The following is an 18,039-nucleotide window of genomic DNA, read 5'->3' as shown; positions in this document are numbered from 1 at the left end:
CCCTGCCAAACTTACATGCAGAACTTCCGCCACCATTATAAACCGAAACTGTACTAATTGTAAATATAAACTGTTATATCTTTCATTTCTTATTCAGATAAACACCCGAACCTACTACAATAATACACATCGCCATTAACATTGCTAACATTAAATAACTTGGATCATTTCGCATCAATAATGCAAGCGCAAAACAAATTGTACCAGCTATATTTAGTGTAACAGTTGTAATTTTTCTAAGTAAGTTTCTTGACCATGCATCTATTTTCTTAAAACCTATCATAGTTAAAAATTTAAATAGTTTTTTAGAGTATTGAATGTATGCTGCAAGTACTAACATAAATGCTCCAGCTGTAACTAATGAAAAACGACCAGTTGGTATATCATAACCTAAAGCGTAAAGAATAATACTCATTTGAATTATTGTAAGCAGTACTAATAAGAGTCTAAAACAATATTCAAATTCCAATAAGCTCTCTTGATTCACTTTTTCTTTGCCATAATATTCTGTTCCTGTAAACATAATCATCAAAAAAGGGATCATAATTAGCCCTAACCATTTCTGCATAAACATATCTGGGGAGAAATCCGTACCGAAATGTACTGCCACTTCAGCTGGTAGTAGCGGATATAACACAGCAGAAATACCTACTGTGAAAAAAATTATCATACTTGGAAATAATCCGACTTTCCTCATTCCCCTCACCTCATCCAATAAAATTATTGGCAGTAGGCGACAAGTTCTTCCCTCGTTTCGATAAGTTGAACTTTATGGGTATTCGCTAGCTGTGTTCTCGTTTCATCAAAACCTTGTTCAGATAACGCACGTGTCGCGGGTAAATATACTAATACAGAAAAGCCTGCCCTACTTAACTGTATAACCGTAGTTTTCACGCAAAAATCAAATGCTAAACCTCCAACAAGAACCAAATCTACTTTTTCTTCTCGCAAATATTCTAAAACGCCTGTTGAAAGCTGTTCAAGAATATCGTGATAACACGCTCCATATGGATGAATATCTCGTTCCATCCCTTTCCAAATGAAATAATTATAATCTGTCACTTGCGGCAAACCATCCAGTAGTTCAAAGCCTTTTGTCCCAGGTTCACAGTGCCTAACCCAAGTAAGATCTGCATTAGGATAATCAAGCGTGGCTAACATCTCTTCTTTTGAATCCACTACCCATACTGCATTTTGAGGGTGTGCGTCTTTACTACCTATTCGAACAGACGCAAGGCTTGCCATAAAGTTTAGTTCTGGAACAATTTTATCACCTTCTGGCACAGGTAGCTCTTCTGGACAAAGTGGTGAAAATCCTTTTTGTGCATCTATATCAAAAGCTGCAATTTTCATTTTAATTTTCCTCCAAATTTTTATAAGTCAACTGCGCAAATTGACCAAAATGACTGACTCCTTCAAGTTCTAGCGCATGTTCTTTATCTTCTTCAAATAAAGGGATACCTTTTCCTAGAATAATCGGAGCAATTGTTATTACAAAACGATCAATCGCTTTTTCTTTCAAAAATTGCTTAACTAATTTCGCCCCACCAACAAGCCAGATTTTTTCACCATCAATATTATTTAGCCATGTATCCACTGTCCCTGTGACAAAATCAGCATATTCATCTTTGGTACCTGCTTTTGTATTAGAAAAAACATAGACATCTTTTTTACTGTATGGGAAAGTATCTGTAAGTGAAAAAATTTGTTGATATGTCGTTCGTCCCATCACAACCGTATCTACGTTATCAAAGAAGGCTTCATATCCCGCATCACCTTCACTATCAATTGATTCTAGCCATTCTACACTTCCCATTTCATCGGCAATATAACCATCCAAGCTAACTGCAATATATAATGATACTTGTTTTCCACTCATTGCTACTCAAATCCTTTCACCACTAATTTTCCAATCATTTGACCAGATAAGATAATTTCATGTGCTTCTTCTATAGTTGCTGCATTTATTGGTGATAAAACTTTATTTAATGTTGACTTAAGTATGCCCTTATCAAACAATTGTGCTGCATTTGTTAAGATTTCATGCTGTTTAATTTTGTCTTCTGTATCATATTTGGAACGAGTGAACATAAATTCATAACTAAATGTGGCGCTTTTATCTTTTAATAGAGACATCTTTACAGGTTCTGCTAATTCGACAATAGAGCAAATTTTTCCTTGTGGGCGTATAGCTTCTTGCATATCGTCCCAATGTGCATTTGTATTGTGTAGACATAAAATAAAATCGACGCCCTGTATAAAGCCAAGTTCTTTTAGCTGTTTGGTTAAATTCTCACGATGATTAATTACATCATTTGCGCCAAAACGCTTTGTCCAATTGATAGTCTCTGTTCTTGAAGCCGTTGCTATCACATTTAGCCCTGCATTTGCAGCTAGTTGAGTGGCTATTGACCCCACACCGCCAGCACCATTGATAATTAAAATTGTTTTCCCTTTATCTTTTGTAGTAATTTCCAATCTATCAAATAATGCTTCCCATGCTGTAATCGTCGTAAGTGGCATGGCCGCAGCTTCTTCTTGTTTTAAGGTATTTGGCTTTATTCCAACTAATCGTTCATCAATCAATGTAAATTCAGCGTATGTGCCTGGTCTTGTGACATCTCCAGCAAAATATACCTCTTGTCCTCGTTCAAACAAAGTGACGTTAGCTCCAATATCCACCACTTCTCCAACTGCATCCCAGCCTAAAATTTTCAAATTATCTGTATTATTAGCTGCTCGCATTTTTGTATCCACAGGGTTAATAGAAATCGCAGTAATCTTTACTAATAAATCATGTTTTTCAGGAACTGGCTGTGCAACTTCCATATCTATAAAATCACTTGATGACTTTTCTAATCCTACTATTTTCATCAGACAACACCTCTTGTTTTCTTTTCCCGAATTTTTTAAAATAATGCATATTTAACAAAAAAAGCCTTCCCTAATTTTTTAGAGAAGGCTTTAAAACTTATTTTTCATCTAAAAGCTCACTATCTTTAAACTTCATTTTAGCATGGCAAGCTGGACATTTGATTTTTAATTTTCCACCATGAGAATGTTCTGCGCCTTCTTTTTTCTGAAGGAGCATGTTACTTCCTTTTTTAAGTAGTGGAATTGCAATAATTACACCAATGATAGTAAGTGTTGCTAAAATCCCTATAAATACTAAAGTTAGAGCAATCATAACGATAAAAGCTTTTTTCAAAAAATGACCTAAATCAACTTGTTCTTCCATCTAAATCAACTCCTCTGATTAATATCTCAATCATATCATGAAGTTGTATTAATTGCAGTGATGATGGTGTGTGTGACTTCCTTCTAATTGAATTGTACTATGCTCTAATGAGTAATTTTCTCGTAAATACGCTTCAATTTCTGCCAAAATTTTATCCCGATCAGCATCTTCTTTTACTGTTAGATGTGCCGTCAATGAGTTAAAGTCAGAAGTAATCGCCCAAACATGTAAATCATGGACCGATTCTACTCCGTCTTGATTTTCAAAAAAGGTTTTCACTTCCTCAATATTCACATTTGCAGGTTTTCCTTCCATCAAAATATGAACAGCGTCTTTGAGCACACGCCAACCACTTATTAAAATCAGCATCGCAACGATAACACTAGCTATTGGGTCAGCAATATTCCAACCAAGAAAAATTATAAGTAAGGCTGCAACAATCGCTCCAACAGAACCTAATAAATCACCAAGTACGTGCAAGAACGCGCTACGCATATTCAAATTCCCACTGGTGTCACCTTTCATTAAAATCCATGCAACTAAAATATTAACGAGTAAACCAATCACAGCAATCGTCATCATTCCTGGGCCAACTACTTGTGGAGGGTTAAAAAAACGACCAATTGCTTCGTAAAAAATAAAGACAGAAATCCCGACAAGTGTTAATCCATTCAAAAAGGCAGCTAATATTTCGAACCGCTTATAACCATAAGTTTTGTTTGCATTTGCTGCTTTTTCTCCAAATTTAAATGCTGCAAGGCTTAAACCAAGTGCTACTGCATCACTCAGCATATGACCTGCATCAGAAAGTAGCGCTAAACTATTGGTCATAATACCCCCAATAACTTCCACTACCATAAATGTAGCAATTAGAATAAAACTAGTAAAAAGTGCTTTTTTATTCGCGTTATGCGCATGGTTATGGTTGTGTCCATGTGCATGATCATGATTATGTGCCATATGATTACTCCCTCTCTATGAACAACTAATTTCTTTTATATGCACATGTTAGCATATATACATTTTTAAATCAAGCCATATTCTAAAAAAAGAACCTTTAGACTCATTTTATCCTGTCTAAAGGCGCTCATTTTTATAAAATTTCTTCTTGCATAAAGAGTCCTAAGCCACCAATATCGTGATGTTTAGCGATTTTATCTGCTTTTTCTAAAGCTAGAGGAATACCATTTTCCATCGCAACACCAATTTTGGCTAATTCAATCATACCAACATCATTTTCATTATCCCCAAAAGCTATTGTAGAGTCTAGATTGATATAACCGTTTTCAGCTAGATATTTCAGCCCTTTTGCTTTATCAATCCCTTCATTCATAATATCAATTAGGTTGGAAGCAGAAGCAAGAACAGATAAAGGCAATCCTTGTAAAGCGGCTTTAATGGCTATCCGTTTTGTTTCATCTGATTCAATCACTAATACTTTTAGCGGAAATTCTCCATCTCGAAGCACGCTAAATGGATCGGTTGTTAAAGTAATTGGAACTTGTTCGTCTTCTGGTAAAGTTTTATTTAACTCATTGAAAAAGGCAATTTTACCAGTGTTTGTTGGTCCAATAATTCGTTCAGTCGTATAAATATGGTAATTAACGCCCAGTGGTTGAAGCGTTTCTAAAACTGTTTTTATTAAGTCTAGTTCAATATTACTTTTATATAAAATTTCACCTGTAGAAAAATCTCTTACTAGCCCACCATTACAAGAAATAACTGGTGTTTTGATTTTAAGTTCATGGATAAATGGTAAAATTGCTAAATCTAATCGCCCAGTAGCTAAAAAGAGTTTATTGCCATTTTGTTGCCAATCCATTAAAACTTCTTTATTTAGCGGATGAATTTGATCTCCTTTTTTTACTAATAAAGTTCCATCCATATCTGTAATAACTGTATCTATCCTACTCTTTGTCAATTGTTTTCGCACCTTTCTAAAAATCCATTATTATGTACCTCGATTATAGACGAGTTTCACATGATTGTCACGTTGATATTTGGTATACTTAACTGGAATGGAGGCAGATAATTAGTGAAAAAATATTTTACTACCATCTTGATTTTGCTTATTGGCACTTTAATTCTTAGCGCTTGCCAAAATAGCGAGGATCCCAAAGACACCGCGCCCCCGAAAGTTGATTTAAAAGCAGAAATACCTATTCTCCTCATTCATGGTAGTGGTGGTGATACACACTCATTAGATGAAATTGCCGACCACTTAACCAATGATTTTGTTAGCTCAAAAGGGGAATTAACAATGTCGATTAGCGAAAATGGACAAATAGCTTATCAAGGCGAACTAACGGCTGATGCTAAGCGCCCGATTATTAAGCTTGGTTTCGATAAAAATCAAGCTACTCCAGATAAATGGGCTAAATGGTTGCATATCGCTGTTGCCGACTTAAAATCCCGCTATGGTTTCGTGCAAATGGACGGCGTTGGTCATTCAAACGGCGGTCTCGCACTCACTTATCTTGCTATGAATAGTAGTACTGACAAAACCGTTCCAACTTTACGAAAACTAATCGCAATCGGCGCTCCTTTTAACGATTTAAACTCTAATGATAATGCCGGCAGTCTTCATTTTAAATCATTACCAAATTATTCAACACAAATGACATATTTTTTGGATAATAAAACAAAACTAGATTCTAATCTTGAAATGCTTTCCATTGCTGGCAAACTAAGCGAAAAAGGCGATGCAACAGATGGCATTGTCCCAACCAACAGTTCGCTTGCCGCTAGATTATTTGTACCGCCCAACGCTAAAGTTTACATTGAAAATTTACAAACTGGAAATACCGCTGTTCACCAAACTTTGCATGAGACACCAGAAAGCATTAAACAAGTGCATTGGTTTTTAGAAAACTTTCATTCTGATAAAAACATTACCACACTAGTTTCCGAATAAGGCGTTTTAACGATTGATGTTGCACTCCTTGCCCCTGTTGAAAAATAAGAAAATGCCTGCTTATAAAAATTAGCAGGCATTTTTCATTATGTTAACCATAAAAAAATTTGATCATTGGCATCATACGAAGCCCCATTTTGACAGTGTAAATCCGATGAAAAGTTTTCCTTATTAAATAATATCCGTTTTTTATTTTTTGCTGGAATTTGTTCAAAAAAATGCTCTCCAAGTTGATAATTATAATAATTTTCATTCTCCGCAACAAACATCAATGTATCCGTGTGCAGTTTTTCATATGCAATTTCCTCATTAAATTCACTACAAATTTGTAGTAAATGATTTAATGAGTTTGCACCAAAAACCCATTTTGCATGTTCTACTTGCCAATTTAAAAAAGGACTATGTGCAATGTAAAAAGAAGCTATTTTTTCTAAAGGTGTCGGAAATCCCTTTTTTAAAAATGAATGTAAGAAAAATGGTAATGGTTTTTTTAAAGAGTCCAGCATAGAAGGAAAATAATTATACAAAATAATTTTATCAAATAATGTCTCATCTAAACTAGCTGCTCTCGAAAGAAGTAAACCACCAAGGGATATTCCAACACCGATTCGGTCACCACTTAGCCCTACTTTTTCCTTATAATAACTCATTACCACTTTTACCACTTTATTCCAATCTGCTATAAACGGTAAACCTGCTTTTCGAATTACATCTGATTGCCCCGGTCCTTCATATAAAACAACATCATAACCATTTGCTAACGTAGCATTGACATTGGTAAAATAAAGCTCCTCCAAAAGCGCATCGAAGCCACCACATATATAGAAAGTTCCTTTTGACGGTTTTGTTGTTTTAAAATATAACGTTCTTAAATTAGTTGTAGCAAATTCAATGTTATGTTCCGCATATGCAACATTTTTTAGTGCCAATCCTTGATAAAATAAGTCCACCGATTTAGTATAGACGGCTATTTTCCGACTATCTTTAGGAGGTAAAAAAAATTCTGCTGCTTGATAATATCTGCTTGAGCGAAATAAGGCATCCCCTTTACTTTCATTGGAATGAAAATGACTAGCTCGCTCTTCTAACGTTTTTGCGAATTTCGTCCATTCTCGATACCACGATTCATAATTGCCATCTTTTATTTTTTCTGTTACCGCGGCTACTTCTCCGTAATCTGCGCCTCCAGAAGGTGTATACCAAAGTAATCTGGTCGTTTCAAATTCAAATTCAAATGTTTTAAAAAAATGACTTTTCATAAAGTTGGATTCCCCTTGTCTATGTTATAATGATGATTATAGTCAATTATTTCCTTATAGAAAAGAGGTTACTTTTAGGTGCATCAAAATGAGCATGTTCCAGATGACTTAAGACTTAGAGAATTAGCGTTACCACTTCTTGGAAAATGGGTGCCTTTTATTTTGATATTATTATCTGAACGGCCTTATCATTTTGCGGAATTGGAGCGAAAAATGACTGGCGTATCTAGAAAAGTGTTAAATGAAAACCTAATTAATTTGCAAGCTTCAGGTATAGTTCAAAAAAACGGTGAAACATCTAATGGTTTCCCAGTCTACTATAGTTTAACTGAATTAGGAAAAAGTAGTTTATTTATTTTAGATAATATTAAAAGTTGGCTACGAGACAATGAAGAACTAATCCAAAATAATCGAAAAAACTTTTTTAAATAATTAATAAAGCAGCCAACGAAGCTAATTGGCTGCTTTTTTTAATGGATTCGATCAAATCCAGAATATACGTTCAATCTATTTCCTCTAATAAAACCAACCATTGTAATTTGCAATTCTTCTGCCATTTGAATTGCAAGCTCAGTTGGAGCAGAGCGCGATAAAATAATTCCACATCCAAGTTTAGCAGTTTTAACGAGAATTTCTGAGGAGATGCGCCCACTAAAAATAATTGCTTTATCCTCCATATTTATGCCATCCTGCAATGCTCGTCCGTATATTTTATCAAGTGCATTATGACGTCCAATATCCATTCGACTATAAATAATTTCTGAAGTAGTGCAGAGTGCCGCATTATGAACCCCGCCCGTTTGATGAAAAGTAGCAGAATTCTCTTCAAATTTTTCCATTAATTGAAAAATATCGTCCGTTGTCAATTGAAGCAGAATATTCGATTTTACATTAACTAACGAAGCATCCGATTGAAAGTAAAAATTTTCTCGAGATTTGCCGCAACACGAAGTAATATAACGCTTACCACGGTACTTCGCATTGAATTCATTTACAAAATGTGCCGTCACTTTGGCATGTCCAGTTGATTCAATAATATCAACCGAAGCAATATCTTTTGGACCACGAATAATTCCTTCCGAAGTCAAAAAGCCGACCACTAAGTCCTCTAAATATTCTGGCGTGCAAACAATTGTCACAAGTTCAATGTCATTAACATAAATTGTTAGCGGATATTCGGTAGCAACACTAGATTCCATTTCCATAAAATTTCCCGAATCAAACCTGCGAATTTTTTGTAGCGAAACCTTTTCCATATGAGCATTCTCCCTTCTAAACAGGAACAGCGGACTCTTGGGAATAGAGTCTCGCTGCATTTTAATTCATTTTAAAGTTTGGCCGATTTCTTTTAAAAATGTTATGCCATAACGTAATGCTCGGTTGACGTCTGGATCTTTGAGTGCTTTCATCATCGCGAGCATTCCCATAATTTCTTCCCTTTTCGCGCTTTCTTCTGCTTGTTTTGCAGCATTTTTTAAATTAGCAATCATTTGCTCCGTCTGTTCCGGCTTTGCATCTGTTAGGAGTTTACTTGAAATCATCATATTATTAATCGCATTTGTCATCGGCTCTTTTCGCCATTCATTTAAAAATGTTTTTGTTATATCTCCACGTGCTTTAATTGCACTATTTAAGGCTTCCAGAGCACCTGATTCTTGCAAAAGTTTGACCGTTTCCACCATCTCTAAAAATCCAGAATTTTCTTCCACAATATCTGCCTTCATCTGTGCTAAACGTTCCTTCTCTAGCTCTTCAGGTGATTTCGTTGTATCCCGAATTGTTGAAATTGGTTCTGCCATTAATGATTCCTCCCTTTTCCGCCACAACCACAATTCCCACCACATGCACAGTTCACTTTAGAAATTGGCTGATAATCTTCCCTTGACCATTTACGCTCCACTTCTGCCCCATTTTGCGGGAAACGTTTTCGATTGCGGGGATTATGGTCTGGAAGTGGGTTTTTTCCATTTTTCTTAAGTACAGTTAAGTTCACCTTTGTTTGTTTATAAGCTGGGGTTTTTGTTCTAACATCTCCTGCACTCGATGTTAATAAGTTTACTGCTGTTTCACTACTAACAGAATGCATCGGAACATAGACTTCATTACCTTTCATTCGTTCTGTTACGACCGCACGAAGCTTAATCCGTCCATACGGAGAGCTTAGTCTCACCAGAGAGCCACTTTCAATATCACGTTCTTTAGCAAGCTCCAGCGAAACCTCTACAAAAACTTCTGGTAATTTATAATCCAGCCCTTTTGATTTATCTGTCAAGTTGCCTTCATGAAATTGTTCTAGCAAACGACCATTATTCAGTGTTAAATCATACTCTTCTGGGAAATTAATAGGCGGAATATATGGCAGTGTTGATAACTGCGCCTTACCATCTGGAAAATTAAATCGTTCTTCGTAAAGAAGTGGCATATCTTTTCCATCAGCGCTAACTGGCCAAACAAGACTTTCAAACCCTTGCATCCGGTCATAACGAACTCCTGCAAAAAATGGTGCTAAACTAGCAATTTCATCCATAATTTCGCTTGGATGAGTATAATTCCAATCAGTTCTGCCACACGCTTTTGCCACCTCTTGGATAATCCACCAATCTGGCTTCGAATCACCAAGCGGCTCTAATACTTCATAAAGCCTTTGTACCCGACGCTCTGTATTAGTAAAAGTTCCTTCTTTTTCAAGTGACGGTGCGGCTGGAAAAACAACATCCGCAAATTGTGCCGTTTTGGAAAGGAAGACATCTTGAACTACAAAAAAATCAAGACTGGCTAATATTTCCTGTACATGATTTGAATTTGAATCTACCCAAGCCATTTCCTCACCAATAACATACATCGAATGGAGTGTTCCAGCTTCAATCGCATCGAGCATTTCGTTATTTTTCAGTCCAGGTTCAGGTGAAATTGAGACACCATACGCAGCTTCAAAACGAGCGCGAACTTCCTCATTCCCAAGTGGTTGAATTCCCGGTAATACATTTGGCAACGAACCCATGTCACATGCACCTTGGACATTGTTATGACCTCTAAGCGGATATGCTCCTGCTCCGTGTCTACCAAAGTTCCCCGTCACAAGAAGTAAATTCGCAATTGCGGAAGAAGTATGCGAACCAGCAATATTTTGCGTTACACCCATTCCCCAACAAACTGCTGTTCCATCAGCTTCATAAATCATTTTTGCTACTACCTTCAGAGTCTCAATAGATAACCCAGTTTCCTTTTCAGCATAGGCAAGTGTATACGGTTCAAGAAATTCTAGATAATCTTCCACATTACTAATCCGGCTTTCCATAAATTTCTTATCATGCCAATCTTGGTCAATAATATATTTAGCTACCGCAGTTAACCAAACAAAGTCAGTTCCTTGTTTTGGATGAATAAATAAATCTGAGCGCTCCGCCATTTCATGTTTGCGTAAGTCAGATACAATTAATTTTTGTCCCCGCGTTTTTTGTGCTCGTTTTATTCTGCTTGCTAGTACGGGATGTCCATCTGCTGGAGATGCGCCAACAATTATAACTAAGCCAGCAGTCTCAATATCTTCCACAGTTCCTGAATCTGCTCCAATACCAACCGTTCTAGTCAAACCGTCTGAAGCAGGCGCCTGACAATATCTTGAACAATTATCGATATTATTTGTTTCAAATACCTGTCTAGCCAACTTTTGCATTAAATAATTTTCTTCATTGGTTGTTTTGGAAGAACTAATAAAACCAAGTGCATCATTTCCATATTTAGCTTGAATTTCACGTAATTTTGTCGCAACTAAATCAATTGCATCCTCCCAACTCGCTGGAACAAATTCATTTCCTTCTCGAATTAGCGGTGTTGTAATACGTTTCTCACTATTAACAAAATCCCAACCAAATTTCCCTTTTACACAAGTAGCAAATTTATTTACAGGGCCTTCTCCGGTTGGCTCCACTTTTAAAATCTTACGGTCCTTCGTCCAAACTTCAAATGTACAGCCCACTCCACAAAAAGTGCACACTGTTTTTGTTTTTTTAGTCCGCGTTTCTCGCATTGCCGCTTCCATTTCTGATACTGCAAAAACGGTTTGATAATTTGGTTCCACTTTTTTCACCATGTCAATCATTGGTTCAAGCATATCTTCATCCAGTCCGGTCATAAAACCAGCTTGTCCAAGCATCGATTTCTCCATTAGCGCATTACACGGACAAACAGTTGCACAAAGTCCACACGAAACACATGAAGATAAGTTAGCCGGCTTATCATCATCCCAAATTACTCGTGGCTCTTTTCGCTCCCAATCAATCGAAAGCGTCTCATTTACTTGTACTTGTTGACAAGCCTCTACACATCTGCCACAAAGGATACATTGATCTGGATCATAACGGTAAAATGGATGTGAAAAATCATTTAGATAGCCTTTTTCACGGTAAGGTCGTTCTTGCTTTTCCACTCCAAGCAGTTCTGTTGTATTATGTACTTTACAATTACCATTATTGTTATCACAAACTGTACAATAGAGTAAATGATTCTCTAAAATCCGGTCCATTGCTTCTAATTGCGCATCCGTTGCCACTTCCGAATTCGTTTTAATTTCCATTCCCTCTTCAAGTTTTGTACTGCAAGCTCGCATTAGTTCGCCATCCACTTCACACATACACGTATCACAAGATTGAATTGGTCCTATTTGTTCACTATAACAAATATGTGGATGTTCGATTCCTTCTGCATTTAAATAATCTAAAATTCGTGTTCCTTCTGTTACATCAAGCTGCTCACCATTAATCCGTACAGATACTTTTGTACTCATCAAATTACCTCCTCATAAAGAAAGCGGTTACAATCCGATTACATTATAACAGTTATTATCTAAAAATCACAGTAAAACGATAGCTGATAACCATTCTCAAATAGCGCCACTATGCACTTCTCATCACAAGCAGTACATTATTTATTGACACTTAGCTGACTTTTCTGTATTCTTTATACAAAGCTATGACGAGAAAAGTACGGATTCTGTTTTTTCCAAAAGAGAGTTCCCCTTGCTGAAAAGGAACAAAAAACAATTCCCGAATATGGCCTCTGAGTTTTGTCGCTGAAATTAAGTAAGCCACAACGGGTTTAGCGTCCGTTATCAAACGCCTTAAGTATAAATACATACTTATCTGAGGTTTTCAGTTTAAACTGAGAATAAATTAAGGTGGTACCGCGTGAATTTTTCTCGCCCTTATCCAAGTTAGCTATTGGACTGGGGTGAGTTTTTATTTTGCTCTAAATTTTTGAAAATGGAGGAATGTGTAATGACCAAGCAAATACTTGTATTACAATCGGATTTTGGTATAAGCGATGGTGCCGTTAGCGCAATGTACGGCGTGATTAATAGTGTGAGTGTTGATTTGCAAATATATGATTTAACGCATCAAATTCCTCAATTTAATATTTGGGAAGCTTCTTACCGATTATTACAAACTGTAACCTATTGGCCTCAAAACACCATTTTCGTTTCTATTGTCGATCCTGGCGTTGGCTCTAAACGCCGCAGTGTTGCAGTATTAACAGAAGAAGGTCATTATATTATCACACCAGACAATGGAACTTTAACTCATATCGCACATTATGGCACAATCAAAGCTGTTCGCTTGATTGATGAAAATAAGAATCGTCTACCAAAATCAGGAGCATCTCATACATTTCACGGTCGAGACATCTTCGCCTATACTGCCGCCAGACTTGCTGCTGGAAACATTCAATTTGAAGATATTGGACCAGAAGCTACAATAGATTCGATTGTCTCTTTAAGTCTAAGCGATTCTTATTTAGAAAATGAGCAAGCTTTTGGAACAATTGATATTATCGACCGACCCTTTGGAAATCTCTGGACAAATATTCGTCGTGCTGATTTTTTACAACTTAATGCTAAATACGGAGATTCCATAGAAGTGCTAATCAAACACCATGACCGCGTAGTTTATAAAAATTTCGTAACATATAGCCGTTCATTCGCTGATTTACGTATTGGCGAGGCGCTTATCTATGTTAATTCATTGGATAATCTTGGCTTAGGTATCAATCAAGGATCATTTGTTGATGCATACTCAGTAGGAACTGGTACAAGTTGGCAAGTAAATTTGAAAAAAGTATAAAAAACAGGCTTAAAAATCTAATGAAGATTTTTAAGCCTGTTTTATTTATTTCGTATATTCTTTTACGATTGGTTCTTGTTTCTTATTTTTAAGGAAGAAACTCAAGAACATCCCAAGAGCCGAAAAGATTGCCGCAACCATAAAGGCAGCCCGCATACCATCTAAGCTCGCATCTTGTGCTTGTTGTGCAAATGCAGCTGGATCAGTTCCCGCTAACATTTTGCTAGGCATATTATCTTTTGTTACGTTCGTTAAAACAGTAATTAGGACTGCTGTACCAATAGAACCAGCAATTTGTCTAATAGTATTATTAACCGCCGATCCATGATTAATTAGGTGATTAGGAAGAGCATTCATCCCAGCTGTTGAAACTGGCATCATCGCCATCGAAATCCCAAAGAACCGCACCGCATAAAATACTATAATATACCAAAGTGGCGTATCAATTGTTAAGAACATAAATGGAATTGTACCAATTGTTAAAATGGTAACCCCAGTAATCGTCAGCCATTTCGCACCAATTTTATCAAATATAATCCCTGTAATCGGGCTCATAATCCCCATAATTATCGCGCCTGGCAGTAATAGTAAACCTGATTGTAATGCAGACTCACCGCGAATTGTTTGAATATAAAGCGGCAACACAATTTCTGCACCAATCATTGCCATAGTTACAATGGAACCTAAAATAACAGAAAGCGAGAACACAGGATATTTAAAAACATGTAATTCTAACATAGGATTTTCAATTACAAGTTGGCGCCAAACAAATAGTGCAATCACTACAACACCAACAATCAGTGTAGTTATAACAGTTGCATCTCCCCAGCCGTCATTCCCAGCTGAACTAAATCCATAAAGAAGTGCTCCAAAACCAATAGAGGACAAAACAATGGAGAGAAAATCAATTTTTGTATCAGTTAGTTTAACTACTTTTTTCATTCCAAAAAAGGCTAAAATAATATCAATTACTGCGATTGGAATTAGAATAAGGAATAAAACTCTCCAATCATATGAATCAACAATCCAACCAGATAAAGTTGGTCCAATTGCTGGAGCAAACGCAATTACTAACCCCATAAGCCCCATTGCAGCTCCACGCTTTTCACGCGGGAAAATTAGCAAGAAAATAGTTTGCAAGAGCGGCATCATAATACCTGCACCAGCTGCTTGAACAATCCGGCCTGTTAAAAGCACAGGGAAAGAATCCGCCATTGAAGCAATAATTGTTCCTATTGTAAATACAGTCATTGCTGTAATAAATAGTGTTTTTGAACTAATTTTTTCAATCAAAAGTGCCGTTATAGGAATCATAATCCCATTTGTCAGCAAGAAAGCTGTTGTTAACCATTGACCAGTTGCTGCTGTAATGTGTAAATCTTCCATAATCATTGGTAGCGCAGTTGCTAAAAGCGTCTGATTTAATATCGCTACAAATGCCCCAATAATCATTGTTACTACTAATAAACTTCTACTATACGATTTCCCGTTAACATCAACAGGACGTTCTACTGCTGTACTATTCAAAATTAATACCCCTTCCCATGTGGAAATTTCCAGATGAATATATAGAAGTATAATAAAAAAAGACCAACAAGTCAATAAAAAATGACCTATTAGTCCAAAAATTATAGAAGCCCGTTCACACATAGTTCTAATTTATTTACTTCTTTTGTTAAATCAGATGGTACATGTTGCTTTAAATAAAGTAAAGTCCCTTGAATCATGAAATCCCTAGGCGCTTCATTATTATTTATTTCACCAACCAACGCATTCATCGATTCTTTATATTGCCATTTATCAGAATCAGCAATATCCGCATTATCAATCCCCGTACTAAGTTCTTCTAATGCTTCTCTTAATTTAGCTAATCGTTTTTTTCGCATCATTATATGGTCAGGCACTAAATTTTCAGTATCTTCATCAGTAAAAACAATTTCACCACTCAAAAGAATATCCTTTACAAGTGCATCTAGTCTTCTAACCACATAAGGGATTGCACGATCAATTAAACCAGAATCAATATTTTTACTACCATTCGCAAATACATACATTGCCGCCATCCCACTAAGCAACATCGTTATATCATTAATATAAGGCGCCGTTTCAATTCCATAAACCTCTAATAGTTGATTTTTCACCCACTCCATATTCTTAAGCCGCACGCTTTGCAAGAAAGAATTAAAATCATCATCAATCATTGCCTGAGAGAAAGTAATATTTAAAATTTCTCCATTTTCCGTGTAAAAACGAATAATAATCTTCAAACATTCAGTAAAATTATCTTTTCTTTCCCCCGAAAGCGCCATTGTATACTCTAACCGTTGATGTAAAACAGAATACTCTTGCTTAAAAATCACAATTGCTAGCTCTTCTTTAGAAGTAAAATAATTATAAAAAGTCCCTTTAGAAATTTCCGCAGCATCTACTATATCTTGTACAGAAGTTTTTAAATAGCCTTGCTTTTGAAACACTTCTTTAGCCGACTTAATAATCCGTTGCTTCTTTTCCTTCAAAAAAACACCTCATTATCAACATATTATACATAAAGTATAATCTATTTATACTACCTATTCAAGCTACTTGATAATAGGTAATAAATTCTTTTCCTAACGTAGTCAAAATATATTTTTGGTTTATGCTCATTCCTCCATTGGTATTGTCTTTTCGTCTTAAAAAACCGTTTTCTTCAAGCCAATAAACAGTGTAGAGGAACTCATTTTTCGTTATTTTATACTTTCCAGTTGTAATAATATTTTCTTTTATCGCTAGATTAAGATTCTGCTCTGATTTATCTTTTATCATTACAAGAATAGAATATATTATTTCACTTTCCGGTAACACACATCTTCCCTCCTTTTCAAAACAACAAAAAAGGCTTCGTATATCAACGAATACCAGTGATTATTTTAAGCCATTTGTCGGACTTGAACTGACGCCCCGGCCCTAATACTAAGTTTCTCCTTGTTTCTTTTCGTGCTTTTTCGTTTACTTATAGTGGTATCCAATGTTCCCTCGTTTTATATTGTATTATATCGTTAAGGTGTTGTGCAAGGTGTTTTTATATTCGTCGACTACATTTTCTATTATATAGAGGAAAGTAGCATTGATATTAACGTCTTGAGAACTGAGGTGCACGATGAGCGCCTTTAAGTCCGTATTTTTTACGTTCTTTCATGCCGGGTTTTACGGTCTATTTGTTTAACTAGAATTAACTGTGTTTTAAATTTCTCTATGCCAGAGACTATGCCATGAAAAGAATTTACTATGCCGCAGAAATGATTATACTCTCACGTCATATCCTCACAAGAAATAATATCTTCTATACTAATATCAAATATGCGCTCGTCGAATCGTTGTAGTTGACCTGCGTTTTTTCGTGATTAATATGAACAGTCACTACATACTTGTAGCGCATGTGATGATTATTCGTTAAAAACACTATTTCAACTGTCCAATTGCGTTTTAATGCGTCTGCTAACACTTTCGAATATTCTAAGATATCATCATCCATTAAATTATACTTTTTCGTCATTTCTTGGTAACCTCCTGTGAACAAACATTCTTTTCATCAAGAAGTGTAAAGTACTAAAATTTATGAGAAAAACAAGCTTAATGAATTGAGCCATTTTTAAATGACTTATATCATTATGCTTGCTTTTTATTCTTACTATCCGCTACATATCAGAAAATAAATATCAATCATTTAACTTAATAATTTTCTTAACATACTTTGAATCTATTTCGGCTGGTGATGTTTCCTGTATTTCATAGCCTTCAATTAATTCAATAGTTACTTTGTCATTCCTTTTCATTTCAGTGATTTTTATTTTTTTTCCTTCTTCATTATAATATTTATCCACTACATTAAAATAAATTTCGATTCCTTCTTCTGGATTAATATCCGTTAATTTATCTTTAAAGTTCTTAATTAATATTGAAGCCGATTCGACTTTTTCTATTGTACCACTAGCTTCAACAGCTGATTCTTTTTTCGTATTGCTATCACTATTAGAACAAGCAGTTAAAATTAATAATAATAATATAATAACGCTGATAGTTTTTTTCATTATTTTACTCCATCAATAAACGATTTTAATGCAGGTGTGATTCTAACACCCGAGTTAGCAGAGCTACCTAGTGTATGAACACCAATAATTGATCCATTTAAGGTGTTTTGTTATTTTTAAGCTAATAAAAAAGCTTCGCATACTAGCGAAACACTTAGAGTATCAATATTTTACATTAAGCCACTTGTCGGATTTGAACCGACGACCCCTTCCTTACCATGGAAGTGCTCTACCAACTGAGCTAAAGCGGCAGCAAAAAGTCTTTTAAATAAAAAAAATGGCTCCACAGGCAGGACTCGAACCTGCGACCGATCGGTTAACAGCCGATTGCTCTACCAACTGAGCTACTGTGGAATAATTTATTGCCCGGCAGCGACCTACTCTCGCAGGGGGAAGCCCCCAACTACCATTGGCGCAGAGAAGCTTAACTACCGTGTTC

At 35.9% G+C, this 18,039-nt stretch carries 18 protein-coding genes, 2 tRNA genes, 1 rRNA gene, 3 pseudogenes and 1 other annotated feature; of the genes and pseudogenes, 3 read left to right on the top strand and 21 right to left on the bottom strand.

The window, feature by feature from the left end; genetic code table 11:
- Window positions 1-82 precede the first annotated feature (82 nt).
- The 7 genes from HCJ45_RS10020 to HCJ45_RS09990 all read right to left on the bottom strand — a co-directional run bounded on the left by HCJ45_RS10020 (window position 83) and on the right by HCJ45_RS09990 (window position 5,123).
- The gene (locus HCJ45_RS10020) at window positions 83-697 is read right to left on the bottom strand and encodes a DUF1648 domain-containing protein (protein WP_185349110.1); all 615 of its coding nucleotides are present in this window, start codon (window positions 695-697) and stop codon (window positions 83-85) included.
- 23 nt (window positions 698-720) lie between these two features.
- Window positions 721-1,353 (bottom strand): nicotinamidase, encoded by a 633-nt coding sequence (locus HCJ45_RS10015; RefSeq protein WP_185349112.1) that lies wholly within the window; start codon window positions 1,351-1,353, stop codon window positions 721-723.
- A gap of 1 nt (window position 1,354) precedes the next feature.
- Window positions 1,355-1,879, bottom strand: a complete 525-nt coding sequence (locus HCJ45_RS10010) for a dihydrofolate reductase family protein (protein ID WP_187124707.1) — start codon at window positions 1,877-1,879, stop codon at window positions 1,355-1,357.
- A 2-nt stretch (window positions 1,880-1,881) separates the two neighbouring features.
- Window positions 1,882-2,874, bottom strand: coding sequence for a zinc-binding alcohol dehydrogenase family protein (locus tag HCJ45_RS10005; protein WP_187124706.1), 993 nt, complete (start codon window positions 2,872-2,874; stop codon window positions 1,882-1,884).
- A gap of 97 nt (window positions 2,875-2,971) precedes the next feature.
- The gene (locus tag HCJ45_RS10000; RefSeq protein ID WP_185349118.1) at window positions 2,972-3,238 is read right to left on the bottom strand and encodes a hypothetical protein; all 267 of its coding nucleotides are present in this window, start codon (window positions 3,236-3,238) and stop codon (window positions 2,972-2,974) included.
- A 48-nt stretch (window positions 3,239-3,286) separates the two neighbouring features.
- Window positions 3,287-4,198 (bottom strand): cation diffusion facilitator family transporter, encoded by a 912-nt coding sequence (locus HCJ45_RS09995; protein WP_187124705.1) that lies wholly within the window; start codon window positions 4,196-4,198, stop codon window positions 3,287-3,289.
- Between the two features lie 133 nt (window positions 4,199-4,331).
- Window positions 4,332-5,123 (bottom strand): Cof-type HAD-IIB family hydrolase, encoded by a 792-nt coding sequence (locus tag HCJ45_RS09990; RefSeq protein WP_185398255.1) that lies wholly within the window; start codon window positions 5,121-5,123, stop codon window positions 4,332-4,334.
- A 150-nt stretch (window positions 5,124-5,273) separates the two neighbouring features.
- Here HCJ45_RS09990 and HCJ45_RS09985 point away from each other — a divergent pair, with 150 nt between their 5' ends.
- Window positions 5,274-6,152, top strand: coding sequence for an alpha/beta hydrolase (locus HCJ45_RS09985; protein ID WP_187124704.1), 879 nt, complete (start codon window positions 5,274-5,276; stop codon window positions 6,150-6,152).
- 86 nt (window positions 6,153-6,238) lie between these two features.
- On the opposite strand, the gene HCJ45_RS09980 is transcribed toward HCJ45_RS09985, so the two are convergent.
- The gene (locus HCJ45_RS09980) at window positions 6,239-7,411 is read right to left on the bottom strand and encodes an alpha/beta hydrolase family protein (RefSeq protein ID WP_187124703.1); all 1,173 of its coding nucleotides are present in this window, start codon (window positions 7,409-7,411) and stop codon (window positions 6,239-6,241) included.
- Between the two features lie 78 nt (window positions 7,412-7,489).
- On the opposite strand from HCJ45_RS09980, the gene HCJ45_RS09975 reads away from it, so the two are divergent.
- A complete protein-coding gene (locus tag HCJ45_RS09975) occupies window positions 7,490-7,843 on the top strand; it encodes a winged helix-turn-helix transcriptional regulator (RefSeq protein ID WP_185381550.1) in 354 nt (117 codons plus the stop codon).
- A 38-nt stretch (window positions 7,844-7,881) separates the two neighbouring features.
- On the opposite strand, the gene fdhD is transcribed toward HCJ45_RS09975, so the two are convergent.
- The 3 genes from fdhD to fdhF all read right to left on the bottom strand — a co-directional run bounded on the left by fdhD (window position 7,882) and on the right by fdhF (window position 12,197).
- On the bottom strand, window positions 7,882-8,667 hold the full coding sequence (gene fdhD / locus HCJ45_RS09970; protein ID WP_185349126.1) for a formate dehydrogenase accessory sulfurtransferase FdhD: 786 nt from the start codon (window positions 8,665-8,667) through the stop codon (window positions 7,882-7,884).
- A gap of 66 nt (window positions 8,668-8,733) precedes the next feature.
- On the bottom strand, window positions 8,734-9,210 hold the full coding sequence (locus tag HCJ45_RS09965) for a helical membrane plugin domain-containing protein (protein WP_187124702.1): 477 nt from the start codon (window positions 9,208-9,210) through the stop codon (window positions 8,734-8,736).
- The gene (gene fdhF / locus HCJ45_RS09960; RefSeq protein WP_187124701.1) at window positions 9,210-12,197 is read right to left on the bottom strand and encodes a formate dehydrogenase subunit alpha; all 2,988 of its coding nucleotides are present in this window, start codon (window positions 12,195-12,197) and stop codon (window positions 9,210-9,212) included. Before fdhF ends, HCJ45_RS09965 begins: the two co-directional genes overlap by 1 nt.
- A gap of 176 nt (window positions 12,198-12,373) precedes the next feature.
- Window positions 12,374-12,619, top strand: a binding site (T-box leader).
- Window positions 12,620-12,687: 68 nt separating this feature from the next.
- On the opposite strand from fdhF, the gene HCJ45_RS09955 reads away from it, so the two are divergent.
- Complete coding sequence (locus tag HCJ45_RS09955; RefSeq protein WP_187124700.1) at window positions 12,688-13,530, top strand: SAM hydrolase/SAM-dependent halogenase family protein; 843 nt, start codon at window positions 12,688-12,690, stop codon at window positions 13,528-13,530.
- A gap of 45 nt (window positions 13,531-13,575) precedes the next feature.
- Here HCJ45_RS09955 and mdrT read toward each other — a convergent pair whose 3' ends face one another.
- From mdrT to rrf, 10 genes and pseudogenes are all read right to left on the bottom strand, one after another.
- Window positions 13,576-15,057, bottom strand: coding sequence for a cholic acid efflux MFS transporter MdrT (gene mdrT / locus HCJ45_RS09950; RefSeq protein WP_187124699.1), 1,482 nt, complete (start codon window positions 15,055-15,057; stop codon window positions 13,576-13,578).
- Between the two features lie 101 nt (window positions 15,058-15,158).
- The gene (brtA, locus tag HCJ45_RS09945) at window positions 15,159-16,046 is read right to left on the bottom strand and encodes a bile-regulated transcriptional regulator BrtA (RefSeq protein WP_187124698.1); all 888 of its coding nucleotides are present in this window, start codon (window positions 16,044-16,046) and stop codon (window positions 15,159-15,161) included.
- A 58-nt stretch (window positions 16,047-16,104) separates the two neighbouring features.
- Window positions 16,105-16,374 carry a DUF3116 family protein gene (locus HCJ45_RS09940; protein WP_185349132.1) on the bottom strand — a complete coding sequence of 90 codons (270 nt, stop codon included), beginning with the start codon at window positions 16,372-16,374 and terminating at the stop codon, window positions 16,105-16,107.
- A gap of 268 nt (window positions 16,375-16,642) precedes the next feature.
- A pseudogene (rpsI, locus tag HCJ45_RS09935) lies at window positions 16,643-16,723 on the bottom strand (30S ribosomal protein S9); the annotation flags it as partial.
- 97 nt (window positions 16,724-16,820) lie between these two features.
- A pseudogene (locus HCJ45_RS09930) lies at window positions 16,821-17,065 on the bottom strand (hypothetical protein).
- 163 nt (window positions 17,066-17,228) lie between these two features.
- On the bottom strand, window positions 17,229-17,600 hold the full coding sequence (locus HCJ45_RS09925; protein WP_187124697.1) for a DUF3221 domain-containing protein: 372 nt from the start codon (window positions 17,598-17,600) through the stop codon (window positions 17,229-17,231).
- Window positions 17,600-17,698 (bottom strand): annotated as a pseudogene (locus HCJ45_RS15095) (peptidase); the annotation flags it as partial. The gene HCJ45_RS09925 and the pseudogene HCJ45_RS15095, both read right to left, overlap by 1 nt.
- A gap of 80 nt (window positions 17,699-17,778) precedes the next feature.
- Window positions 17,779-17,851 (bottom strand) — tRNA-Thr (locus HCJ45_RS09920).
- A 27-nt stretch (window positions 17,852-17,878) separates the two neighbouring features.
- Window positions 17,879-17,954 (bottom strand) — tRNA-Asn (locus HCJ45_RS09915).
- A 10-nt stretch (window positions 17,955-17,964) separates the two neighbouring features.
- Window positions 17,965-18,039: ribosomal RNA gene (gene rrf / locus HCJ45_RS15165) — 5S ribosomal RNA — on the bottom strand; the annotation flags it as partial.

Source organism: Listeria immobilis (assembly GCF_014322845.1).
In the GTDB taxonomy this organism is placed as follows: Bacteria; Bacillota; Bacilli; order Lactobacillales; family Listeriaceae; genus Listeria; species Listeria immobilis.
This window is presented reverse-complemented; position numbering and strand designations above follow the sequence as displayed.